19 protein-coding genes and 1 tRNA gene are annotated in these 24261 nt (G+C 37.1%); 6 read left to right on the top strand and 14 right to left on the bottom strand.

The genetic code is table 11. The features are described 5' to 3' along the window. Positions 1-123: 123 nt before the first annotated feature. The 5 genes from sov to K319_RS0114360 form a co-directional block, all read right to left on the bottom strand. A complete protein-coding gene (sov, locus tag K319_RS0114380) occupies positions 124-7224 on the bottom strand; it encodes a T9SS outer membrane translocon Sov/SprA (protein ID WP_034671878.1) in 7101 nt (2366 codons plus the stop codon). A gap of 43 nt (positions 7225-7267) precedes the next feature. Then, positions 7268-7852 (bottom strand): Holliday junction branch migration protein RuvA, encoded by a 585-nt coding sequence (gene ruvA, locus K319_RS0114375; protein WP_027384222.1) that lies wholly within the window; start codon positions 7850-7852, stop codon positions 7268-7270. Between the two features lie 105 nt (positions 7853-7957). Beyond that, positions 7958-10240 carry an NADP-dependent malic enzyme gene (locus tag K319_RS0114370; RefSeq protein WP_034671911.1) on the bottom strand — a complete coding sequence of 761 codons (2283 nt, stop codon included), beginning with the start codon at positions 10238-10240 and terminating at the stop codon, positions 7958-7960. A gap of 196 nt (positions 10241-10436) precedes the next feature. Beyond that, positions 10437-11297, bottom strand: coding sequence for a BadF/BadG/BcrA/BcrD ATPase family protein (locus tag K319_RS0114365; RefSeq protein ID WP_027384220.1), 861 nt, complete (start codon positions 11295-11297; stop codon positions 10437-10439). Between the two features lie 60 nt (positions 11298-11357). Beyond that, entirely contained in the window at positions 11358-11606 is a 249-nt protein-coding gene (locus K319_RS0114360) for a hypothetical protein (RefSeq protein WP_027384219.1), read from the bottom strand. 261 nt (positions 11607-11867) lie between these two features. On the opposite strand from K319_RS0114360, the gene K319_RS0114355 reads away from it, so the two are divergent. The 4 genes from K319_RS0114355 to K319_RS0114340 all read left to right on the top strand — a co-directional run bounded on the left by K319_RS0114355 (position 11868) and on the right by K319_RS0114340 (position 15685). Beyond that, positions 11868-12326, top strand: a complete 459-nt coding sequence (locus K319_RS0114355; RefSeq protein WP_027384218.1) for a GtrA family protein — start codon at positions 11868-11870, stop codon at positions 12324-12326. 42 nt (positions 12327-12368) lie between these two features. Then, positions 12369-13097, top strand: a complete 729-nt coding sequence (locus tag K319_RS0114350) for a lysophospholipid acyltransferase family protein (protein WP_027384217.1) — start codon at positions 12369-12371, stop codon at positions 13095-13097. A 73-nt stretch (positions 13098-13170) separates the two neighbouring features. Continuing rightward, a complete protein-coding gene (locus K319_RS0114345) occupies positions 13171-14619 on the top strand; it encodes an MFS transporter (RefSeq protein WP_027384216.1) in 1449 nt (482 codons plus the stop codon). Beyond that, a complete protein-coding gene (locus tag K319_RS0114340; RefSeq protein WP_027384215.1) occupies positions 14609-15685 on the top strand; it encodes a DUF3810 domain-containing protein in 1077 nt (358 codons plus the stop codon). Before K319_RS0114345 ends, K319_RS0114340 begins: the two co-directional genes overlap by 11 nt. A gap of 265 nt (positions 15686-15950) precedes the next feature. On the opposite strand, the gene K319_RS0114335 is transcribed toward K319_RS0114340, so the two are convergent. From K319_RS0114335 to greA, 7 genes are all read right to left on the bottom strand, one after another. After that, positions 15951-16024, bottom strand: a tRNA-Met gene (locus K319_RS0114335). A gap of 45 nt (positions 16025-16069) precedes the next feature. Beyond that, a complete protein-coding gene (locus tag K319_RS0114330) occupies positions 16070-17350 on the bottom strand; it encodes a peroxiredoxin family protein (RefSeq protein ID WP_051230718.1) in 1281 nt (426 codons plus the stop codon). Positions 17351-17405: 55 nt separating this feature from the next. Next, positions 17406-17630, bottom strand: a complete 225-nt coding sequence (locus K319_RS21575; RefSeq protein WP_156907111.1) for a hypothetical protein — start codon at positions 17628-17630, stop codon at positions 17406-17408. Between the two features lie 12 nt (positions 17631-17642). Next, positions 17643-19622, bottom strand: a complete 1980-nt coding sequence (locus K319_RS0114320) for a hypothetical protein (protein WP_027384213.1) — start codon at positions 19620-19622, stop codon at positions 17643-17645. An 88-nt stretch (positions 19623-19710) separates the two neighbouring features. After that, the gene (gene clpX / locus K319_RS0114315; protein ID WP_027384212.1) at positions 19711-20886 is read right to left on the bottom strand and encodes an ATP-dependent Clp protease ATP-binding subunit ClpX; all 1176 of its coding nucleotides are present in this window, start codon (positions 20884-20886) and stop codon (positions 19711-19713) included. Between the two features lie 48 nt (positions 20887-20934). Continuing rightward, positions 20935-21324: an HIT family protein gene (locus tag K319_RS0114310; RefSeq protein WP_027384211.1), complete on the bottom strand. Its 390-nt coding sequence runs from the start codon at positions 21322-21324 to the stop codon at positions 20935-20937. Positions 21325-21380: 56 nt separating this feature from the next. Then, entirely contained in the window at positions 21381-21848 is a 468-nt protein-coding gene (greA, locus tag K319_RS0114305) for a transcription elongation factor GreA (protein ID WP_027384210.1), read from the bottom strand. Positions 21849-21946: 98 nt separating this feature from the next. Here greA and K319_RS0114300 point away from each other — a divergent pair, with 98 nt between their 5' ends. Then, the gene (locus K319_RS0114300; protein ID WP_027384209.1) at positions 21947-22393 is read left to right on the top strand and encodes a hypothetical protein; all 447 of its coding nucleotides are present in this window, start codon (positions 21947-21949) and stop codon (positions 22391-22393) included. A 3-nt stretch (positions 22394-22396) separates the two neighbouring features. After that, positions 22397-22846 (top strand): D-aminoacyl-tRNA deacylase, encoded by a 450-nt coding sequence (gene dtd / locus K319_RS0114295; protein WP_027384208.1) that lies wholly within the window; start codon positions 22397-22399, stop codon positions 22844-22846. 26 nt (positions 22847-22872) lie between these two features. Here the strand turns inward: dtd and K319_RS0114290 are convergent, their stop codons facing one another. Both K319_RS0114290 and folB read right to left on the bottom strand, forming a co-directional pair. After that, entirely contained in the window at positions 22873-23604 is a 732-nt protein-coding gene (locus K319_RS0114290) for an SIMPL domain-containing protein (protein WP_027384207.1), read from the bottom strand. Positions 23605-23761: 157 nt separating this feature from the next. Next, a complete protein-coding gene (folB, locus tag K319_RS0114285) occupies positions 23762-24124 on the bottom strand; it encodes a dihydroneopterin aldolase (protein ID WP_027384206.1) in 363 nt (120 codons plus the stop codon). Positions 24125-24261: the final 137 nt, after the last annotated feature.

Genomic DNA, 24261 nt, shown 5'->3' with positions numbered 1-24261 from the left:
ATTGATTAGGTTTTCGCAAATTTAATTATATAATTAGGATATGACAATAGAATCAAAATAAATTACAAAAAAAGAGCGAACTGTTCGTTCACTCTTTTTTATATAAAAATCAAGATTCTTAATTTAATTTCCAGCTCCACCGAATGTCAATGTAGCTGTTATACCTGCTCTAAGTGTAGATAATGGGAACGCAGTGGATATCTTGTACTTGGTCATCATCTGATCATAGAAGAATTTCAGGTTCAGATTCTGTGACATGTTATAGTCCGCAGATAACTTGAGGCTGAATATCTTTTGTCCACCTGTTACCTGAGAATCATCTATCAAGATATTTGTGATCGTTGTCTTACTATCTCTGATCGACAGATCGGCTCTCATATTAAGGTCGCTTTTGATATCTCTTGCCCTACCTTTATAATTAAGGCGGATCTTAAGATCTTTTAAAATGTATCCGTAACCAACTACAAACTCATTTCCTAATTCCTCAGTAAGTGTGGTATTTACCAACCCTAATAAGTAAGTTCTATCTCGGTTGTAATTGAAACGGAACTGCATGTTATTTCTCATCGTTACATCAAACCCGATCAATGGGGAGAATGCCTCTACATAACCTACTTGTGTAAATGTATAAGGATTATATCTGTTTCCATTAGAATCGTAAGCTGTTTCAGGATCCCTAAGGTCTCTATTAAAATAATCCACACTGGATTGTATCCCGGACATTGTTGATGTAGAAACATAAGAATGAGAGATATCAAACTTAGAAAATTTGCTATTGATGATCGGCAGGTTTCTAAGTCCTGAATAAACCAATTTCCAGTTTGGCAAAGGTATTCCTGCTTTTGTAGGGTTGCCTATTTTCTTAGGCGATTTACCTTCTATAGCCGCTTGGAATGCCGGAATCAAAATATAAGCATTACTTCTGGAATATCCGGCCACATAACCTTCAGCATCCCTTATTCCGTCATATTGTTGAGAGATTGCCAGCGCGTTGTCTTTGATGGATTGGTAAATTGCAGCCCCATCTTTGAAAGCAGTATTGAACGTCCATGCTGTATTAGAATAAGTGATCATCTCCGTTCCGAAAGCATCTCTATACCCTAGATAATTTCCATCTACAATGTTGAATCCATTCTGAATATAATTCCTATTGTAAGTCTGCAAGACATTGAAATCTATTCTCAGATCGTTGGCCGGCATCACTTGTAGATTACCCGTGAATGACCTGGTATTCAGTTCTGAGTAAGCATCCGTCATCAATGTGGAATTTGACATCCAGCCATTCTCTATAACCGTTCTTCTGATATCTGCCTGAGACCCTAATAAGAATCCGATCGTAGGTCCTCCCAATGTCTGGCCATAACCATAGAAATTAGGTGCAGACAAAAGTCCCGGCAATACTGTTCCGTTGTTCTCTGTATAATTAAAATCCAGTTGTTTGAAAGATGTCAACGCATAAGCGATCGCCTGAATCGGAGTCAGTTTATTCTTGAATTTATAATTCTTGAACTTGAACCTGCTATTCTTCTTGGTAAATGCCTGATTGTAAACATTCCCCAAAGAATCTATCTCCTGACGGCGTTTTTGCATCGTCTGGTTGAGCTTCTTAAAGTAATTGAACTTACTGAAGAACTTAGGTATATCAAATGTAGAAGTTGCAATAATAGCATTCGTATTCTGAGACAAGTTTCCTAGGTTCTCAATACCTCCTTCTTCATTCACAAAGTTTCTAACCGCAGTTGATCTTGCAGACCAGTTATACTGGAATTGGTAGCTCAATTCTGCATTCACGAAATCCAGATATGGGAAATATTCGAAAGGTAATCTGTAATTAAGCTGCACTCTGTGATTATACAACACAGGTCGCCCGGCTCTGAACGGATTTTCAAAAATCGAACGATTATCCATCTCATTCACATCGATATTGTCATTCAATGTTCTGGTTTCAGAATTGATCTCCAGTTTCAAGGATTTTGTAAAGTTGAAACCTAAGTTATATTGCCATCCGAAGTAGAAGGTCCTGTTCTTGATAGCCTCAAAACTTTCTCCAGTATTTCCGGAAAGTAGTGCATCCACATTCCTATATTCTAACTCGTTATAATTTCTGTCCAAAATAGTTCTGAAGGATAATCTTGTAGGAACCGGATTGAAATTGAACTCCTTGATCCATCTCAGATACTTGTAAGATTTAGCAGTATCACTGATCATCTTGTTGAATGGCTTCAGAACATATGGTTTGAAGGTATAATTATACTCCAAAGTCCCTTTCAGATATTGCTTATAATTACGGACCGTATAAATATCGCGATAGAAATCATCGTTATAGATAGCGGTCAGGTTCAAGTTTTCTACATCATAGAACTTCGCTTTCTTATCAGGATTCATTCTTTCCTTTCTCATGTTCACAACACCGATACTTCTCTGTTGTGTATATGTACGAACCACTTTTTTCAGCTCTGCCTCGTTAGGCGCTTTTTTAAGCTCAACATCATTGTCCAGTGGGTTATATTTCGGATCTGTGATGGTTTGTGTGTAGGAATAGTTCAAAGGAATCTTCATACCCGCTTTTTCCGGTAAGAACTTATCTACATTGACAGTTGTATTGATACTAAAGGCAGAATTCTCATCCTGTGACCTTTCTGAAGGTTTTGAATCAATTGCGCCGAAGCCGATAGACGCATAAGAAGCATTGGCATTGACCATTGCAAAGTCTCCAAGATTAAAGTTCAGACTTGCATTAGCAGCATAACCACCTTTGTTCTCTATCTCGGAAAGACGAATCTCATTGACCCAAAGAATTAGATCTTTGGCAGTACCACTGTTATTCCTTACCCCAATCATTATCGTCGTTACATTACCGATGCTTGGACGACCTTTTACATAGATTTTTTTGTTGGTATCATCCACATATTCAAAAATATATCTATCACTTATTTTCACGCCAGAATTTTCAGCCCTCATAAGTTCATCTCTCTTGAGTTTTGCATTGACAAAGTTCTCTATTTCTAGATCAACGGTGTTAGCATCCGGCCAAATATCCAAAGGCGAAGTTGCATTTTGTGCAGTTCTAGTCAAGGATGATTCATACTCATAATAGTTATCCGTAGCATCGCTTCCGAAACGGATAAAGAATTTCGCATCAGGATCCAATGTATTAGAGTTTGCCGTACTGGAATTGGTTCTATCTTCCGCATGTACAAACAATGCCAACTTCTTGTAACGACGCATATCCAGACTTGTATTCTTGAAAACACCTCTCGCTTCGTTTTTCAGACTAGTTGCCTTCATATAAAGAGAAGACTCGTTCTGTCTTTGTGCACCAGCATTTCCGCTCAATACTTGTCTATCGATTCCCGGAGGCAAAACATAAGGAGGAGTACCTAAAGCATTTTCTTCCAAGTTCACACTTCCAACATCAAAATTAGCATTCTGATCCAAAGCTCCAGCGTTCCCTTCATTTTGATCACTCACATTTGTACTAGAAATCAGGTTGGTATATTTTCTCCAATCTGATCTCACAAGATCGAAAGAACCGAATCTAAGTGTAGATGTCTGCTCGAATCCCTTCAGCATCATCCTTGCAAATCTTACATTATTAAGGACAGATTCATCTGAATCTGTAACTGTTTTGTCATAATCTGCAACGGGAATCCTGAACAGGTACCATTTTACTTTACCTGCCTGTCCGTTCTCAAACTTAACATCCACTTCTTTTACATCCACTATCTTGTTCTGACCCAAAACCATTTGTGCCGGAGAAAGGTCGATCGTATATTGGTTGTAATTTTCTGTCTGATCCAAGTTGTAGTCTCTGTTAAGATCTTCTGCATCGGGCGTCTGCGTTGCTACTTCCAGAGTATTGGCTGCAGAGTTACCTTCCGGTCCACGGAAATATTTATAACGCTCTGTCAACGAAGAAGCCAGATCACCTTGGAATCTATCCGACATATAGAATACAAAGTTATCAGAAGCCGGATCTAGTTCATTGGTTACAGGATTCACAAAATCAACTCCGAATTTTTCTTGTTCCTGAACTCCGTTCAGACCGTCATAACCAAGATCCTGTTGTGTTCTCTCATCTCCTTCTGTAGAGAAAGCATAAAGAATAGGAAGCTGATTAGGCTGTGTACCCCATTTTGTAGAAGTTGTAGTGGATGCGGTGCTTGTTGTCGGCAATCCGTTCTCGTATTGCAATCTTCCGTCTTTTAAGACATCTTCTGAAACGTTCCCTAATTGCAACAACAGTTTTGGATCTCCCGAGATATTGCCATCTGCATTAGGGTCTTGTAACCAAAATTCTACATAATCAATATTGGATGTCACGAAGTTGGTAACAGAAATTGGTCTCATAAGTCCTGCCCATCTTTGTGATGGCAATTCGGCACTTGTGTTCAAATTATATGGGCCTCTTTGCTCTGGGTAATAAGTGATATCGAATGTATTGAGAAGCGTCTGTTCCCCTGCAACATAATCTCTATTATTATAGATCTCCTGCATCTGTACCCTTCTTGATGAAAAATTGGATAGAGTCTGCGCATTGATTCCATTTGGTGCTCTTCCTCCCACTCCGTAGAATCTAGGATCAATAGTGTACCAAGATAATAGCCCCCTACCATCGCCTGACCTCAGATCATCATTATTCACCGTTTGAGGGAAAACAGGATCATTGATATTTTTTTCAGGACGAGATGCCAAACTCCACATTGCAGGTTCTTTCAATGAGATCTTGGAAGTGGTCTGCTCAAAATCATCAATATAAGACTGGTCATTGATTCCTTTGCTTTGTCCAGGAATCAAATATGCTCCCTCTGCTTTGAAATTCAGATTGGAAGGTGCTTCCGTATTGATAAAAGGAATCTTATCTGTTAACCTTGTCAAGAACGGCAGCTCATTATTGTACATCATATTGAAGCCAGCCATTGTATTACTCACGGCTTCCTGTCCATAATTCACTTTTTGAGTGAGTGGCCTTTCTGTATAATTAACGACAGTTGCGCCCAATGTAAAATGCTCATTGAATTTCCTTTCGAGGTTCAAGCCCCAGAAACTTTTTCTTTGAGTGTTGAAGGTCAATTGATTTTCAAGAGAAATGTTGATCGCCTGCCCGGACTGCTTAACCGTTTCATTGATAATATTGACTGTTCCCAGCATATAATCTACGGTATAATCCACACCTTCCACAAGCTGGGTTCCATTGGCCGTTACTTTTACAGACCCTTGGGGAACGTTGATCGCACCAAGAGAAATACCTTGTCCCTGAGTTCCTTTGTAACGTCCTTCTATGGTATATCGTTGTGATAGGCTGCTCTGCTTTGCTGTTTCCTTTAGCTTAGAATACAGATCACTATAGACATAATTTTTTGTATTGTCGCTTTTTAATATTTTTTCCAGATAGCTACCGAAAGGCTGAACCTTTGTAAAAATAACTTTTCCATTTTCTGCATCTACAGTAGTACCATTCACGAAGTCAAATATACCGTCTCCTGTGACACCGTCTTTATTGGTTTGTAAATCATTATTGGCATTCAGTCTATCCCAATTGAATACTCTCAAAAGATTTTCTTGATCAAATTTTGTATAGCCATCGTTATAGGTAGCACCAGCCAAATAATTAACCTTACCTGCAGAAACCGGATCTTTGAAATAGACATTCAGTAGGAAATCCTGGGAGTTAAGCTGACTGGAATTAAGAGAATAAATATTCTTCATCATCAGCTGCCACATAGGTGAAGTTGGCTTTACAGCAATATTGGATTTTAATAATTTCGTAAGGAGTACCGCGTTTTCTTCGGAGAATTCCCCTACTTTATAGACTGTACTTCCCCCATTGATCGTATAGGAGAATGACACCGCCAAGAATTGATTGTCATTTAATCTCTGGTTTAAGGAGATATATCCTAATTGTGGATTGAATTTATATTCAGAAGATGTCAACCTTCTTGCTTTTGCATTGGTAATGAAATGTTCCCCAGAAGTATAAGGCTCATTGCTACCTTGAGAATTCGGAAAAGACCTCCCATTCAAAGTATTATATGCAGCAGTCACTTCTCTTGTTGTCCCTAATGCAGAGGTTATCTGGCTGTATAGATTCCCATTGGTATTACTTGGAGCAACTCCATCCTGATCCCCAAGATCTCTAAGCCCGACAATTGGTTTCTGGGTTTCCAGATTTGCCCCACCTTGATCTAACATCCAAACTTCCAATCTTGTGATAGAAATTTTAGAATTGACCAACGGGTAATTTAGAAGTGCATCATCATAGCTATCAAGGAAATATTTATCCAGGAAGTAATGTTGATTATCTTCATAATCATAAGCATTGACCTTAAAGGTACTCATCGTTCCACCACCTTGCGCTACAATAGTTTTAGCCTCACCCTGTTGTTGTGAAAACACCAAAGTCCCCGTTGTTTTACCCAACTGGAACTCGGTCTTAAGTCCAAATAAAGATTGTGAACCCCTGATCAAACTTGTAGAAAGCGGCATACTGATGTTACCAACCTCTACTCTTTTGATGATCTTATCTTCCGGGTCCTGTCCTTTTTCATTCAGACCTTTGGATTGGAGGTCTTTCCATGAACCTTTTGCCTGCCAGACCATATTCATACGATTCTCAAAAGCGAATCCACTTTGTGTATCGTAATTGGCTTTCAGCTGAAGGTTTTCTCCTACTTTTCCGGTAATTCCTAATTGAATCCTTTGTTGGATATTAATGGCAAAGCTAGTTCTGTTCTGAGGGAGGATCAGTGGATTATCTATCTTTTGGTAAAGTCCACCCAGATCGAATGAAGCATAACCTTGGGGAATCAATTCTATCTTGTTCCCACCAAAGATGTTCTCAAACATTTTACTTTTGATGGTAACAGCAGGTATCAGTCCTTTCTTTTTGGCATCCGTCTGATCTTTTCTTTTGGAAAGATCATTAAGCAAAGATTTTTCTTCATAATAAGAACGAAGATTGTTCTGCATGGTGTAGTTTTTGTACTCTTCGAACGTCATGGCGATAGGCGCACCTACAATTGTATTCCCCACTTTAGGATACAAATAGTACATACCTGTCCCAATGTCGTAGAAGGCATCGTAACGAATGGGGTCTGCAAGACTGAAATCCTGTCGCCCGGTTATAAGACTATCTGCCGGTTTTTCCTGTGCAAAAATGTTGGTAAAACCTACAAAAATTAAAAATAAAAAGGTTAATTTATTAAGGTAGATATTTTTCTTCACTTATATTTTTTTTAAGAAACTGATGATACTGAGCCATCAATTGTTAAATGTTCTTTAAAATCTCTTTCACTAATTCTTCCACCGAAACATTCGGGTTTTGCTTGAGAATCCTGTCCGCGATCTTCTCACTCATTCTCTTGGCGATACCCAAAACTTCTAATGCAGATAACGCCTCATTCTTGATTTTATTGTTTGCAAAATCAGAAAGTTTTTCCTCGGAATTACCGAAGTGTCCTACCTTATCCCGCAAATCCACAATAATTCTTTCTGCGGTCTTAGCCCCTATTCCTTTTACCTTTTGAATAAGACCACTGTTGCCAGAAAGTATTGCGCTTGAAGCATCGGAGAGACTGAGCGAAGATAATAATATTAGCGCAGAAACCGGCCCGACTCCGTTAACACTTATTAACAGGTTGAACATTTCTTTCTCTTCTTTGGTATAGAAACCAAAAAGCAGGTGCGCGTCTTCACGAATGATCTGTTGAATGTATAATAGGACATCGGAGTTTAGTTTCAGGTTTTGAGATGTTTGCAGACTGATTCCGACATAATATCCAACTCCGTTAACATCAATCACAGCAAATGTGGGCGTTAACTCCTGAACAACTCCTTTTAGCGAATAAATCATCGAATTAATAAAAATTAGGGTTTTGCGAAGATATAAATTAACTTAAAAACAAAAGCCATTTTAATTTCTTAAAATGACTTTAAATGAATATTTTAAAATAAAACTTTACTTTTTATCTTTCGTTTGTGCATCCAAAACTGCAATTGTTGCAAGATTTACAATTTCGTCTACACTGGAACGCATTTGTAAAACGTGAACCGGTTGATCAAGTCCCATTAAGATTGGTCCAATGGTTTGAGCCGCTTTCATTCCTCTGATAATTTTATAAGATAGATTTGCACTTTCAAGATTTGGAAAGACCAAAACATTAGCCGGATTGGTCCCTAATTTTGAGAAAGGATAATCTGCCAAATGATCACTATTCAAAGCAAAATCCGGCTGGATCTCTCCATCAACAATCATCTTCGGATATTTCTCGTGAAGAATTTTCACAGCTGCTGCCACTTTTTTGGAAGTATCTGCTTTTGCCGAGAAATTTTCAAATCCCAGCATTGCAACTCTTGGTTCTATAGCAAAAGACCTAACTGTAAATTCTGCCATTCTTGCAATCTCTACCAGATCTTCTGTGGTTGGATTTTTGTTGATGGAAGTGTCTGCAAAGAACAATGGCTTCTTCTCTGTCAAAATCATCATCATCGCTGCAACCTTGTTTACGCCTGGTTTCTTAGGAACGATTTCCAAAATAGGCTTCAGAACGGACGAATAACTTTTGGAAAACCCAACGATCAAAGCATCTGTATCGCCATGCTCTAACATCAATGGTCCAAAATAATCACGCTGTCTCACATATCGTTTTGCTTTATATTCGTTGATTCCTTTTCTGTTGCGCTTGTCCCAAAGTGTTTTTCTATATTTTTTTCTCGTTTCCTTGTTTTCATCATCATTCGGGTCGATGATGGGGATATCCAGCGTAATTCCAAATTCTTCCATTCTTTCTTTGATGAGCCTTTTACTTCCCAACAAACTCGGATAGGCAATTCCTTCTTCTTGTAGGATCTGCGCTGCTTTCAGAATGTTGTATTCTTCACCATTGCCAAGCGTTACCCTTTTTGGATTCGCTTTTGCACGGTTTTGCATCATTCTTACAAGTTTCTCATCTCTTCCCATTCTGTCGAGAAGCTGATTCTCATAAGCTTCGAAATCTTCAATTGGTTTTCTGGCAATCCCACTTTCCATAGCTGCTTTTGCAACCGCAATAGAAACTTTGGTGATCAATCTGTTATCAAATGGTTTTGGGATAAAATATTCTTTCCCGAAAGTTATATTGGTTACATTATAAGCCAGTTTTACCATTTCCGGAACCGGTTCTTTTGCAATTTCTGCCAATGCATGGACCGCAGCCAGCTTCATCGCCTCGTTGATCCCGGTTGCCTGAACATCCAATGCTCCTCTGAATATATACGGAAAACCTAGGACATTATTTACCTGATTAGGATAATCGCTTCTTCCCGTTGCCATCATCACATCCTGTCTTGTCGCCAATGCCAGATCATAACTGATTTCCGGGTCCGGATTTGCCAAAGCAAAAACGATTGGATTTTCCTTCATTGAAAGTAACATCTCGGCAGACATCACATTTCCTTTTGACAAACCGATGAAAACATCAGAACCTTTGACAGCATCTTCCAATGTATCGATATCGGTTTGAGCAATGAAGTCCAATTTCTCCGGCGTCAGGTTTTCTCTTCTTTGATTGATGACCCCTTTGCTGTCACACATCAAAATATTTTTTGGATCAAGGCCAAGCGAAATGTATAATTTAGCACAAGCAACCGCCGCTGCCCCAGCGCCATTGATCACCATTTTCACTTCCCCGATTTTCTTTCCTGCGATCTCCAAAGCATTGATTAGAGCTGCTGCAGAAATAATAGCTGTTCCGTGCTGGTCATCGTGCATCAGTGGAATGTCCAATTCCTCTTTCAGTCTTTGTTCGATGTAGAAAGCTTCGGGTGCTTTGATATCTTCCAAGTTGATTCCACCGAAAGTTGGTGCAATGGCCTTTACCGTTTCGATGAATTTGTCCGGGTCTTTTTCGTTGATCTCAATATCAAAAACATTGATCCCAGCAAAAATCTTGAAAAGTAAACCTTTTCCTTCCATTACAGGTTTTGAAGCTTCGGGACCGATGTCTCCTAAACCTAAAACTGCTGTTCCGTTGGAGATCACGGCAACCAAATTTCCTTTGGATGTATACTCGTAAACACTTTGCGGATCATCGTGGATAGCCATACATGGCACAGCAACACCTGGCGAATAGGCTAAAGATAAATCTCTCTGCGATGAATGCGGTTTGGAAGGTATAACTTCAATCTTACCTTTCGGTTCCTGACGGTGATAATCTAAAGCGGCTTTATCAAAAGCGTTTTGGTCTCTTGAATTTTTTGACATTGTTGATTTACTTTTGTTGTGCATCTATATATTATTATAGAGTCACGGGTTTTTATTTATCTGCGTAAGGGCGGAGGGCATTGTTGGAGCTCCTCGCCAAAGGCGGAGAGCGACTGCCCGAAGACCGACCCGCTTGTTTTTGTGGCTGATTCAGCCAGGAAAAACAAAGGGATACGCCCCAATTATTATTGCAAAGTTAAAGCTTTGGAATGATATAGTCACGATGATAATTGACCAGACTTTCTATCGGGCGCTGAACAACGGTTCCGATCTTGAAGTGAAAATCTGAAGCCGCGGCTCTTAAAGAATCCTCAAAAAAGTAGGCAATCGAGCCAATAAAATTGATTTCGCTTTCCCGGCATTCGTCGTACGGCATGACCTGAAACTCAAGGAAGTTCCTGAGTTCTTTGTAAATGAAATTCTGAAAATAGGGATGCGTTTTTCTGTCCACAATGAACCTCGTGAAGTCTGCCATGTAGGCATTCGCTCTTGGATTGTGATACATGTTTTTGAGCAGATCGTCAATATTCAACTGATAAATCTCAGTAAATTGCTGATGCAGGTCAGGCGGTAATTTCTTCATAAAATAATGACGGACCAATTGTTTCCCGAGTGCACTTCCACTTCCTTCGTCGCCTATAAGAAATCCCAAAGAAGGTAATTCTGTTTTGACATTTTCGCCATCGAAATAGCAAGCGTTGGAACCTGTTCCAAGAATGCAGACAATTGCCGGAACACCTCTGTAAGCTGCATAAGCCGCCGCCAAAAGATCTTCTTTTACCCGGATCTGTGCATTGTTGAAAACTTTTTGAATTTCTCTTTCTACAATCAATCTATTTTCTGGAGTTCCACAGCCCGAACCGTAAAAGAAAATGTTTTCCAGATAGTCTTTGAATTTGATAAGTGCCTGATTTTTTTCTATTTCAACCGTGATCAGTTCTGGTTTTATGATATTGGGATTGAACCCAACGGTTTCGGTTTTCAATACTTCTGTACCGTCGTTTTCCAGAATAACCCAATCGCATTTGGTAGAACCGCCGTCAACAATGGCAATCATATAATATATTATTTAGAATGCTAAAATAATATTTTTTCGGGGAGAATGGATGAGAATTTGTTATTGTTTATCCTCTATAAGCCAATCCTGAATCTCATCTTCAAGGTAAGAAGTCTGCAATTTGATAGCGTTGATGAAATCGTCGGGAATGCTTTCTGTGTTCTCGCTGCTTTCCAAATCCCATAGTTCATCGGACATCAATTCGTATTCTGAATAGATCCTTTTGAATCTGGAACTGCTTTTTTCCAACTCCTCAATCTTTTTTTGCTGAGGCAGAAATTTTCTGTAAGGTCTGCTAGAATTTTTCATTTTTGTAATAATTATTTTGTGATTGTGGTGACTTGACAAATGATGAAAAAATTTCCTGACCAAACAATTTTTAGTCAGGACCGTATATCTCCATCCATTAACATTAAGACTTTCACAATTTATCGACTATATAATAATTAATCTTTCAGCCAAATCGCAAAATCCTTAACACTTAATAAAAGTAAAAATATTTTTGAGACAAAAAAATTATTTAACTATTATTTTAAAACATTTAACAAATCGTATAAATTTGCAGATGAAATGAAACAATTAATTCTCCGTCACAAGCAAGTTCTACTCTTCATCATCGCTGGTGGGCTAAGTGCGATTGTCGAAATCGGCAGCTTCAAAATACTGAGTGTTTACCTCCCGAAAGTCTTCTCCTGGGAATATAATCTCTCCGGAATTAAATATCCGTTTAGTAATATTTTGTCCACAAGCTGCGGAATCATCACAAACTATTTTCTGAGCATCTGGTTTGTATTTGAAAGGGGGAAACATTCCAAGAGGAAGGAATTCGCATACTTTATTTCTGTTTCTGTTGTCTCTACCTTCATCAGTTTGTTGCTTTTCCAGATTTTGTATCATTTCGTTTTCAAAGATGCCATCGATCTGGGTATCTATGTTCTTTCACAAGAAATGATGAGCAAGATCACTTCCATCATTATCGTGTCACTCCTTAATTATTCTATAAAGAAAAAAGTAATTTTTAACGGATAAAAAAACTATTTTTGATTTGAATTAAATTTTTACGAAATATTAATGAGAACAATTCTAGTGTATGCATGGCGATTTTGGATGGTAATTTTAGGAACCGTTCTTACATTAATCTTCTTTCTTCCCGTTTACATCTTATCTTTTCGAAAGGAGCATTACAAATATTGTTACTTTTTCATCCGTCTTTGGGCAATCGGGATGTTTTACGGAATGGGGTTTCGTTATAAAAAGATTCTCAGGACCACGAAAAAAATCGATAAAAACCAACCTTACGTTATAATCTCCAACCATACTTCCATTATGGATGTAATGCTACCATGCATTCTTTTCCCGGATCATCCGCTTTGTTATGTGGGGAAAAAAGAGATTGAAAAAATCCCGATCTTTGGAACAGTGTACAAGCGAGTTTGTGTGATGGTCGACAGGAATAGTGCCAGAAGCCGTGCCGATGTTTACCGAAGATGCGCTGAAAGAATGCAGGATGGTCAAAGTATCGTGATTTTTCCTGAAGGAGGCGTTCCTGATGATACGAGTATAATTCTGGACCAGTTTAAAGACGGCGCTTTTATTTTAGCAACCAAACATCAGTTCCCTATTGCCGTTTTCACTTTCCGAGGTTTGAAGGAAATGTTTCCTTTTGATAACAAAAAAGGCTATCCCGGCGTTGTCAAAGTTTTTTTCAATGATATTTTGGCGCCCGATGCCACACAAAAAGAACTGAAAGAAAAAGCATTTGAGGAAATCCAATTGTCTCTTATTGAGAAATTAAAATAATTATTCTACTAATAAGACTTTTTACTTACATTTGTTTTTAAATATTAACCTTAAATTAACAATAAATTAAATAATGGAGACACAAAAAACCAATTGGGCTCAGTTTATCCCGCTCGTAACCGTTTTTTTCTTCTGGGGATTTGTTGCTGCAAGTAACGATATCTTGATCCCGGTTTTCAAAAAAGCATTTGATTTGACACAAGGTCAAAGTCAGCTCGTATCTGTCGCTTTTTATATTGCCTATACTGTAGGCTCTATCATTTATATGCTGATCTCGTTGGCGATCCGTAAAGATCTAGTCAACAAAATAGGTTACAAAAACGGATTGGCGCTAGGTCTTGCTATTTCTGCACTAGGAACCTTATTATTCTACCCAGCGGCCAATCTTCAATCCTTTCCATTAATGTTATCCGGATTGTTTATTGTGGCTTTAGGATTTTCTTTACAGCAAACCGTTGCCAATCCATTAGCGATTGCATTAGGCCCCATAAAGACTGGTTCTCAAAGATTAACATTAGCTGGAGGAATCAACAACCTTGGAACGACCATCGGTCCATTAATTGTGAGTTTTGCCATCTTCGGCTCAGCCGCTTCTGAGAATACCAATATGAGTATCGAAAGTGTGAAAATTCCTTACCTCGTCTTAGGTGTAGCATTTTTAGCTGTTGCCATTTTGCTTAAATTGTCATCTTTACCAGAACATCCAGCAACAATAGAAGAAGCAGTTACAGAAGAAGGCGGCGCAAAGACGTCTGCTTTGAAATATCCTCAGTTGTTATTGGGGATGTTAGCGATTTTCATCTATGTTGGTGTAGAGGTTTCGACTGCGAGTAATCTTCCAGCTTATATGGAAACTATCGTGAATTCTCAAACAGGTGTTCTCTATACTCTGCAAGAGGTTTCTCCGTTCATTTCGCTTTATTGGGCAAGTTTGATGATTGGCCGCTGGACTGGAGCCGTTGAAGCTTTCACAGACAATATGAGCCTTCAAAAAATCTTACGTTTTGTTGCGCCATATTTAGCTTTCGGTCTTTTCCTTTTGGTAAATGCAGTTGCTAAACACGACCTTTCTCCTTTCTATATCTATGGATTGATCATTTTAGTATTAATTGGAGCTGATATGGCGAGCAAAGGGAATCCTGCAAGAATGTTACTTATATTCTCAGTGCTGGGAATCGTTGCGACAGTGATTGGAATGTTTACTGATGGAATCATCAGCATCTATGCCTTCACAAGTGTTGGCTTGTTCTGTAGCACGCTTTGGCCTTGTATCTTCACATTGGCCGTAAGTGGTTTAGGAAAACATACCAGTCAAGGAAGCAGCTTCCTGATCATGATGATCATGGGAGGCGGAATCGTAAGTTGGTTACAAGGAGTCGTTTCTGAAAGCATTGGTATCCAAAACAGCTATATTGTAGGAGTTTTATGTTTTGCTTATCTTGCATTCTATGCTTGGAGAGTCAGTGGAATACTAAGGAACCAAGGTATTAGTTTTGATAAAAAAATATCGGGTGGACACTAAAAAAAACATCTTTATCAAAAATAAACTTTGGGCAATCATTCTGGTTGCCCAATTTTTATTATTCTATATATTATCAAAGTCAGATTTTGCGATTAATTTCTTTTCAAATTTATTTGAATGGAAAAAGAATTTCCATGTCTCATTATTTTCAAAATCTGGGTTTTCTATTGGAGATATTATTTATACACTTGTTTTACTTTTTTTGATGCTCGATATCATCAATTTAATAAGAAATAAAAACAGTTTAACATTAAAGCGCATATTGATCTTCACCAACATTTTTTATTTTGTGTATCAATGCTTTTGGGGAATGCTCTATTTCCAGCCTCTGATCATCAAAAAACTTTCAGCAAAAGAGATAGAAATCAACGATTCAGATCTGAGAAATTTGGCAATCAAATACCTGAAGCTTTGTAAAGAGACAAGAGAAAAGGTTTCCGAAGATAAAAACGGTGTTTTTACAATCAATCATATCCAGAACCTAGAATACGAAATACTTTCTCAGCAAAATAAATTACCAAATTATATCAGCACAAAGAAGCCTGTCAGTATTCTATCCGTAAAAGCGAGTCTCTATGATAATTTTATGAATTATACCGGGATTTTGGGATACTATAATCCTTTCACAGCAGAATCGCAATTCAACCCGAATCTTCCTTCTACAAACACACCTTTTACATTAGCTCACGAAATGTCTCATCAGCTTGGATATGCAAGGGAGCAGGAAGCTAGTTTTATAGCTTATTTGTGTGCTAAAAACTCCAAAAACAAAGATCTGCAATACAGCGCACAATTATATGTTCTAAAGAGCCTGTTAGGAGCTCTGTCAAAAAATAGCGACAATAAAGATTTTGTTTTAAAATTAGTATCCCAATATTCTGAAAAAATGCAGAAGGATAGAAAAAATGAATTGGAATTCTATGAAAAGCATGAAGGCATCATTAGTGCCTTCTTTGGTCTTACAAATGATTTATTTTTGAAGTCAAATCAACAAGATGGGAGAATTACTTATTCTTACTTCATTAACCTTTTATTCACATATGAAACAAAAAAAGAATCGTACTAGGTACGATTCTAAAAACACAAATGATGAAAAAAAATTTATTGCTCCTGAGTGATTGTCTCAAAAGCGATGTAAAAGTACAACATTTGAATTTAACATCCAAATGTTTTTACAAATTTTATTTTACAAATAATAAAAATGCATTAATTATCAATTATTTAAATTTTAAAATAATTTATTTTTTTTGCTTCATAACGAAACAATAATAAAAAACGGCCATTCTATAAAAGCAAAAAACTCTTTTCAAAGTTTGAAAAGAGTTTTTTAGTAGCGAAGACGGGAATTGAACCCGTGACCTCAGGGTTATGAATCCTGCGCTCTAACCAACTGAGCTACCTCGCCATTTTTGTGGTGCAAATATAAGGATATTTTGCATTTCCACAAATTTTAATTCAATTTTAAATAATCAATCACATCCCCCACATGATTCGGTTTGCTAACGATTATATTATTGGCATCTAAAATAAAATAAGTTGGCGTTGCAACAATATTGTAAGTATCTCCATATGAGCTATACCAACCTCTTCCCTCAGAATCACTTACCCAAGGATACACGTTCGCTTTGCTTTTAAATTCGTTCAAATTGCTATCTAATGATAGCCCCACAATTTCTATATTTTGAGCCTTCATCTTGTCATATTTTTCCAAAAGTTTTGGTAATTCCGCTTCACAATGGGAACAAGTAGATGACCAGAAAACAACCACCTTTTTAGCCGCTTTTATATCATAGAGTGATTTAGCTTTTGTATGAACAGAGTTTACAAAAGTATTATTAGGGAATTTGGCACCAAGTTCAATATTCTTATTTGATTGAATTGTAGATGCAAGACGGTCATTGATGGTACATTTCAGATTATTAGCCTGTGTGAGGTATTTATCTTTTAGCTTATCCATATTATATGTACTGAAAATGTCAATCAGTTCGGAAAGGATAGTTTGCCCTCTAGGGGTTTCTAAGTTGACAGCTGCCAATAATTTGTCAACATTTCCCTCAACATTGGATTTGGAAACGTTAAGAAAGTTGATTAATGATGGTTTTAGAATTGTTGAAGTTTCCAGATATTCTCCTGATTTTGAATAGAAATCAATAAAATCTTCAGCTTTAAGCGATAGAGCTTTTTCCTGTACCGAGTATTTTTGATTATTATGATAGTATTCCAGGAAAGGGTGAGAATCATAAAGAGAAGCATTATTTTTAGAAAGGGAAATAATCTCAGACTCTAAAGATCTGTAAAAACTTTCATTTGGTTTGTAATAATCTTTGATCTGCACAAGTGCCGGCAAAATCAATTCTTGTTTTTTCTGAAGTTCAACTTCATTACTAAAAAGTTGATTTATTTTATCCTCAAAAACAACATCGGAAATCTTATTTTTAGAATCGAGTTCAATTTTAAACTTTATATCGGCATTCTCTGATACCATATTAACGGAAGAGTTGGATTTTTGAAAAAAAACCCTCATCATCCCGATATATTTTTTATCAACTTTGAAACTCGCCGTATTTCCCGCTATCTTACCTTTGGAATATAATATTTCTTTAGAGCCATTAAAACCATATAAATAGGCATCTGAATCAGACAAATAAGATGGGATATCCACTTTTACATTAAACTGAGCAAATATGTTTGCAGATAGCATAATACTACTCGTTATCAATAATTTTTTCATAATGTAAAAATAAAAAAAACTCACTTAATTAAGTGAGTTTTATATACTAAAAAAATTATTGTAATAATCTTTTTCTTGATTTTAAAGCAAACACCACAATCATTAAAATTGCTGCCAAAAACAAAATAAAAGTATAACCATCGATAGGAGAAGCAGGATATGCTCCAATACCACCAGATTCTGGATTTTCCGGAGGTGGCGGTACAGATTGCGCAAAGCTTAGCATACTTATCAATATAAATATTAAGCTATACGCTTTTTTAAATAATGAATCCATCATATAATCTTGTGTTTAATTTAGAATTTTTTTGATTACAACTTCTCCGTTTTCAGAAACAGCCTTAATAACAAAAGTAGATTTTGCTTGATAATTAAGAGGCACTACATAATCATAGCTTGTTGAAATATTCTGTTGCTTATTAAGCAATTGACCTGCCGAAGAATAAACCTCAACTGTGGCATTCTTCCAATCTTTAGCAAATCTAACGACCCATTGAGCATCTTTTTTAGCAATAATAGTTTGTGAACCGGCAAAAACATCCGTACCCAAAGTTGCATTTGATGGTTTTTCATAATACAAACCTAGAGTTTGAGCACCATTCATAGAAGGAAGACTTCCACCATCTACAATTTTTATAATTTGATTCTGGGCATCTTTAATATAGAAACTATTTCCATTAGACAGTCCATCCTCAACTCTCTCTCCCTTTTCATACAATTCAAACTTTAATTGATAAGGCTGATCCGTATAATTTATATAAAGAGGAATTTCTTTTGTCTTAAAAGTGATCTCATTTGCTTCATTGATATACAATTTATCAGTATAAGTAGCATCTTCACCACCAGCTAATTTTTCCTCTTTTGTATAGATTTTCTTATTATCACTATATGCCTGCAAAGTTGTAGCCGTAGGACTGTAGCCTGTGAAAGCAGAAGGAGATACTGCATAGTAAGTCCTATCCAACTCTAATCCATCCAAGTCATACATTATAACTGCTACTTGTTTTACAATCTTATCCGAAGGTATATCATCTACAGTCTCCGACGTTTTAGCGGCAGTAACAGAATAATCAATTCCATCAGCTCTAGATGTCTGTTTGAAACGTCTTGTCTTTGTCAAATTCAAAGTCTGTGCAGCATTCGAACTCATTTTAACCATAAAAGCCCCCATAGGTTTTATAATCAATTTATTCGCTCCAACATCTCCCGCTTGAAAAGCTCCGCCAGAAACTTTCACAACCATAGTTGTACCTGGATAAAGGGTTCCATTCTGAGCGGTCCAGTTTAGATTATTATCTCCATAATAAGCTACACCTTCCAGATTGGATATGAAATTATCATCACTACCTGTTTCAGAATCTATGCCAATATATTTGAGATCAATATTGGTAAGAAAGGGATTTGCTAATTGATAAAGATTTTTAGCATAATCAGCAGGCCAACTAGTCCCTCTGACCCTAAAAGGATCATCCAGATATGAGTAATATTTCTCGCCAAAAGTATTGGAAGCATTACCATTTGTTCCAAAACTACCGCTATAGCCTCCAGACAATGCAAAATTCACATTATTAACCCCACTAGCTATAACATCAGAGGCCGGTGTTCCTTTGAAAATCTTTTTCTCTGTTTTAGGAAATTCCCAGAAATAAGTGGCATCCGACTTTCTCCTAGGCAGGATATAATAAGTCATTGGACTAATGAAGGAAAGATTTGGATTACCATTTGCATAATAAGCCGTACCTCCATAGGCTATCTGATCAAAACGTGCTCTTGCATTGTTCCACCAAAAAGTAGAACTAGGGTTGAAACGTCCGGAAGAATTATTCGCAATGTTTGTAACATTGAGATTTCCCTCTCCAAAAACGCTTACAAGCTCTTGGATGCTAAAGTTATAAAATGGCAGTCCTATCTGTTGAGAACCTGTGCTTCCGTTCTGATAATCGGCAAGATACTCTTTATTAACCTTACCAGATATCTGTCCTTGCGGAATCCCGGTGATATACAACTGTCCATAACTGGATGTGGTCGCAAGTTTCAGGTTAAAATTAGATGTTGTTGCAAGACTTAATAAATCTGAAGAAACGCCATTTACCATGACATTACCGGAGTTATCAACAATAGCAGTCCCCTCCGTCTGTAATCCGCCTCCATTATATAATAATGTTTGGGGTTGTATCGTTACATGCGCAGCATTGCCCACATAGGTAAGCACTTGGGAAGAAGCAACAATATAAAAAAATATTGATTGCGTAATAAATAATTTTTTAATCATTGTGTGTCTAAGTTTTATTTGTGTGTTTGTCTGGCAAAGATATTAATTTTTTAATTACTTGAAAATAATATCTTCATATTTAAACAATTTATAATATAGAATCTATTTTAACATGCTGTTCATTTTCGATATTGAACATATAATCTTCTAAAATTTTCTCAGTCGTCCCTCTTAGTCCCCTCGCTCCAAGCCCTTTATTCATAGTATCTTCCACAATTTCATCAATTGCCTGCTCACTGAATTCGAGAGTGACATTGTCCATTTTGAATAATTCTGTAAATTGATTGACAATAGAATTTTTTGGTTCCTTCATAATCCTCACAAGTGTCTCTTTTGTCAATTTTTCGAGATAAGTGATGATAGGAAATCTTCCCAAAAGCTCCGGAATCAATCCAAAACTCTTCAAATCTATCGCATTGATCTGACTAAGGATATAATCTTCCTCTTCCACCTTGTTCAATTTCTCAGCAGAAAAACCGATAGCCTGCTTATTAAGTCTTCTTTCAATGATCTCCTTCATCCCGTCAAAAGCACCGCCGGCAATGAACAGAATATTTTGCGTATTGACCTGGATATATTTCTGGTCCGGATGTTTACGCCCTCCCTGAGGCGGTACATTTACTATACTGCCTTCCAAAAGTTTCAAAAGACCTTGCTGAACTCCTTCCCCCGAAACATCTCTAGTAATACTGGGATTATCAGATTTTCTGGCAATTTTATCGATCTCATCTATGAAAACAATACCTTTTTCTGCTTTTTCCACATCGTAATCTGCAACCATCAGCAATCTTGAAAGTATACTTTCCACATCTTCTCCCACATAGCCAGCCTCCGTCAGAATTGTAGCATCTACGATACAGAAAGGAACATTCAATTGTTTTGCAATTGTTTTTGCCAATAAGGTTTTCCCTGTTCCTGTCTCACCGATCATGATGATGTTTGACTTTTCTATTTCTACTTCACGGTTCTCATTTTGCGCATGCAATAACCTTTTATAATGATTGTAAACCGCAATCGACAATTGTTTCTTAGCCTGGTCCTGTCCTATTACATATTCATCCAGGAAAGTTTTTATTTCTCTAGGTTTTTTTAGTTCATCAAGAGATGTGGCAATAGACGATTCCGGAGTTTTATTCACACTATCTTTTACAATAGCATGTGCCTGTTCTATACAATTTTCACATATGAAGCCATTTTGCCCGGAAATCAGAATTTGTACCTCATTCTTTTTTCTCCCACAAAATGAACATTGATTTGGATTCATAGATCTTTATAATTCTTATAATTAAAAAAAGAAGCCTGAAACTTCTTTTTATGCATTTATTATGGATTGCTGAATTTCTTTATACTCTTGCGGCGAAAATATCAACCTGACATTCTTAAAGTTAAGGTCATCCATACTGTTAAGTGGTATCAGATGGATATGAGCATGCGGAACCTCCAAGCCTACAACAGCTACTCCTACTCTTTTGCAAGGAATAGCTTTTTTGATCTGTTTGGCAATATCCTGAGTGAAAGCCCAAAGATCTCTATAATCCTCCGAATCTAGATCGAAGATCAGGTCTGTTTCCTTTTTAGGAACCACCAAGGTATGACCTTTCACCAACGGCATTGCGTCCAAAAAAGCAATATGCTTATCGTCTTCTGCAATTTTGTAGCTAGTGATCTCTCCGCTAATGATCTTTGAAAATATACTGCTCATAATATTAATATTGATTTTGATTTTCAGCAATTATTAAACCAAATGATGATTTACTTTTACAATGAAATCTCTAAAACCTCAAACGAAAGTTTATTACCATTTGGCAAAACAATATCAGCTGTTTCCCCAACAACCTTGCCCAAAAGCCCTTTAGCAATAGGCGTATTCACAGAGATCTTTCCGGTTTTGATATCACTCTCGTTGTCCGGTACCAAAGTGAATTTCTGTTCACCTTTCGTAGCGTTATTTTTAAGTCTCACAGTTGTAAGGATAGATACTTTGCTCAGATCCAATTGTGCAACATCAATAATTTTTGAGCTGGCAATAATGTCCTTCAGCTTGGAAATTCTCATCTCCAACATTCCCTGAGCTTCTTTTGCGGCATCATATTCTGCATTTTCAGAAAGATCACCCTTATCTCTTGCTTCAGCAATTTGCTGTGTTATTTTTGGTCTTTCGTTGGTCTCTAATTGTTCCAGTTCGGCTTTCATTTTGTCCAAACCTTCTTTGGTCACGTAGTTCATAACAATAAAATTTATCGTTTGTATAAAAAAATAATCCGACCTTTGCCGGATACTATTTTGTCTCGAATTGAGTTTACAAATATATAATTTATTTTGAAATGAAAACCAAAAAAATAGCATTACTATTTACATTATTTTTGATAATCAGTTCTTTAAGCATCATAAATTCTTGCAGGGAAAGGGATGACACAGTTAGTTGTTTTCCAGATTCCGTAATTTCCGTACAATTGAATCTAAGCTTGCCCCAATATTATGAATTACAAACTGTAGGAGGTTGGATCTATATAGCCGAACAGCAATCAGGCACTCGGGGATTGATTGTGGTAAGAACAACCAGTGGGTTCAAGGTATATGATAGAAATGCACCCCATCTTTGTCCTGACGCCGACACGACTTTGGAAGTTAAAAACGGAACCGCAGTTTATTGCCCAAAAGATGGTGCGGAATGGATATTGATCACAGGACAACCTTCTAAAGTAGCCAAGACAGCTCCTAAAACCTATGGATATAATTACGCGAACAATATCCTTTCTATTTACAATTAACAAATGAGAGTAGTAATACAACGCGTTTCCGAAGCGAGCGTAAAAGTTGACAAAGAAATTGTAGGAAAAATAGGGAAAGGATTGATGTTATTGATCGGTGTTGATGAAACCGACGGACGATCTGATGCAGATTGGCTCGTAAAAAAGATTCTCGATGTAAGGGTTTTTTCTGATGATGAAGGAAAAATGAACCATTCTGTGAAAGACATCAATGGTGAAATACTTTGCATCAGCCAGTTTACTTTGATCTCTGATTATAAAAAAGGCAATCGTCCGTCTTATATAAAAGCTGCGAGACCGGATAAAGCCATTCCGTTATTTCAATATTTCAAAGATGAGATTAAAAAATCCGGTCTGAAAACAGAAAGCGGAATTTTCGGGGCAGATATGAAAGTTTCATTAATTAATGACGGACCGGTCACATTGGTTTTTGACAGCAAGACCAAATTATAAAGGAGCGAAAAATTCGCTCCTTTACTTTAATCAACCTCATATTCAAGTTTTATGGTAATGCTGGCTTCCTTTTCTTTGGAAGTAGTATTGTAAGTTCCGCCATAGGAATAATCTTCGTTGGAGTTTGGAGCTGTGATCTGGATGACGCCCATTGTCGCTTTTTTCAGATTCCCCAGACTGCTTCCTGCATTTTCTGCAATTTTTTCAGCTCTTTCCTTCGCATCCTTAGTTGCATCAGCTATCATCTGTTGTTTGACCTCTGCCAGTTTTGTATAAAAGTATTGTGGAGAAGAAGATGTGAATTCGATGCCACGATTGATGATCTCCGTAATATTCCTGGAGATATTCTCGATTTTTGAAACCTCTTTTGACTGGATAGAAACACTTTGGGTCAAATTATATCCAGAAAATTCTCCTTGTTGATAATTGCCGTTGGAATCTGTAAAATTTCTAAACTGTTTCTGAATATCCACAGCAGAGAAAACCATTTCATTTTGTTTCACACCTTTTGACACCAGATAATCCGAAATCACTTTTCTGTCAACAGCCAATCCGTCATAAGCTGATTTGAGGTCAAAATCATTTTTGGAAAAACTCCCGGACCAGGTGATTAGATCAGAAGTAAAAGTTTTGGAACCAAGTCCTGTGACAGAAACGGTATTTTCCGCCCTGTTCCTGTTCTTGATGGCGCCGCCCAATAAGGCTGCAGCGATAATAAAACCTAAGGCAGCAATACTTACTGCGATATAATTCTTCATAAAATTTTGTATTTGAGTTCTTTGCATCAAACTTGATACCAAATTTTAAGATTTTGTTAACATTATTATAAACTCTTCGAAGAGCCTCAGAGTGACAACTTTAGCATTTTTTGTCTATTTTGGACATTGTCAGGCTGAGGCTCTCGAAGCCATTCAATTATATAATTTCCTTTTCAAATTCCAAGCTTACACCTTTCATTTCGCCTGGCATCGGCGGAACTGTTTTGGTCAATTTGATCCTGACGAAATTGATTTGAGGAAATGCGTTTTCAATTTTATTGATGATTCTCCCAATAGCATGTTCCAAAAGTTCGGAACGGATTGCCATTTCCTGATGAATGATCTCACTGACCTCGGCATAATTGATGGTGTCATCAAGATTGTCGGATTGCGATGCTTTTTCTAGATCAGCGTGCAGCTCTGCATTGATGATATAATTATTTCCAATCAAAGCTTCTTCTGGTAAAACACCGTGATAAGCATAGATTTTTATGTCTTCTAAAATGATTTTTGATTTCATCTAGCTTTTATATTGTTTTTATAAGTTTAGATGGAGTATAAATGTTTCATTCTTTAAAAATATAAAAAAATTTTGAACGCAAAGTCCGCAAAGATTTTTTACCGAAATAGAAAATATTTTAAGGTTCGCAAAAGCGC

Source organism: Epilithonimonas caeni DSM 17710, from assembly GCF_000426465.1.
GTDB classification, from domain to species: domain Bacteria; phylum Bacteroidota; class Bacteroidia; order Flavobacteriales; family Weeksellaceae; genus Epilithonimonas; species Epilithonimonas caeni.
The sequence above is the reverse complement of the archived record's forward strand: the minus strand, read 5'-3'. Positions and strand labels throughout refer to the sequence as shown.

Excerpts from the sequence above, each read along its gene's own strand:
- ruvA (WP_027384222.1), bottom strand. The coding sequence starts at position 7,852 with ATGATTTATTCGCTAAAAGGAGTTGTTCAGGAGTTAACGCCCACATTT.
- K319_RS0114370 (WP_034671911.1), bottom strand. The coding sequence starts at position 10,240 with ATGTCAAAAAATTCAAGAGACCAAAACGCTTTTGATAAAGCCGCTTTA.
- K319_RS0114365 (WP_027384220.1), bottom strand. The coding sequence starts at position 11,297 with ATGATTGCCATTGTTGACGGCGGTTCTACCAAATGCGATTGGGTTATT.
- K319_RS0114360 (WP_027384219.1), bottom strand. The coding sequence starts at position 11,606 with ATGAAAAATTCTAGCAGACCTTACAGAAAATTTCTGCCTCAGCAAAAA.
- K319_RS0114355 (WP_027384218.1), top strand. The coding sequence starts at position 11,868 with ATGAAACAATTAATTCTCCGTCACAAGCAAGTTCTACTCTTCATCATC.
- K319_RS0114350 (WP_027384217.1), top strand. The coding sequence starts at position 12,369 with ATGAGAACAATTCTAGTGTATGCATGGCGATTTTGGATGGTAATTTTA.
- K319_RS0114345 (WP_027384216.1), top strand. The coding sequence starts at position 13,171 with ATGGAGACACAAAAAACCAATTGGGCTCAGTTTATCCCGCTCGTAACC.
- K319_RS0114330 (WP_051230718.1), bottom strand. The coding sequence starts at position 17,350 with ATGAAAAAATTATTGATAACGAGTAGTATTATGCTATCTGCAAACATA.
- K319_RS21575 (WP_156907111.1), bottom strand. The coding sequence starts at position 17,630 with ATGATGGATTCATTATTTAAAAAAGCGTATAGCTTAATATTTATATTG.
- K319_RS0114320 (WP_027384213.1), bottom strand. The coding sequence starts at position 19,622 with ATGATTAAAAAATTATTTATTACGCAATCAATATTTTTTTATATTGTT.
- clpX (WP_027384212.1), bottom strand. The coding sequence starts at position 20,886 with ATGAATCCAAATCAATGTTCATTTTGTGGGAGAAAAAAGAATGAGGTA.
- K319_RS0114310 (WP_027384211.1), bottom strand. The coding sequence starts at position 21,324 with ATGAGCAGTATATTTTCAAAGATCATTAGCGGAGAGATCACTAGCTAC.
- greA (WP_027384210.1), bottom strand. The coding sequence starts at position 21,848 with ATGAACTACGTGACCAAAGAAGGTTTGGACAAAATGAAAGCCGAACTG.
- K319_RS0114300 (WP_027384209.1), top strand. The coding sequence starts at position 21,947 with ATGAAAACCAAAAAAATAGCATTACTATTTACATTATTTTTGATAATC.
- dtd (WP_027384208.1), top strand. The coding sequence starts at position 22,397 with ATGAGAGTAGTAATACAACGCGTTTCCGAAGCGAGCGTAAAAGTTGAC.
- K319_RS0114290 (WP_027384207.1), bottom strand. The coding sequence starts at position 23,604 with ATGAAGAATTATATCGCAGTAAGTATTGCTGCCTTAGGTTTTATTATC.
- folB (WP_027384206.1), bottom strand. The coding sequence starts at position 24,124 with ATGAAATCAAAAATCATTTTAGAAGACATAAAAATCTATGCTTATCAC.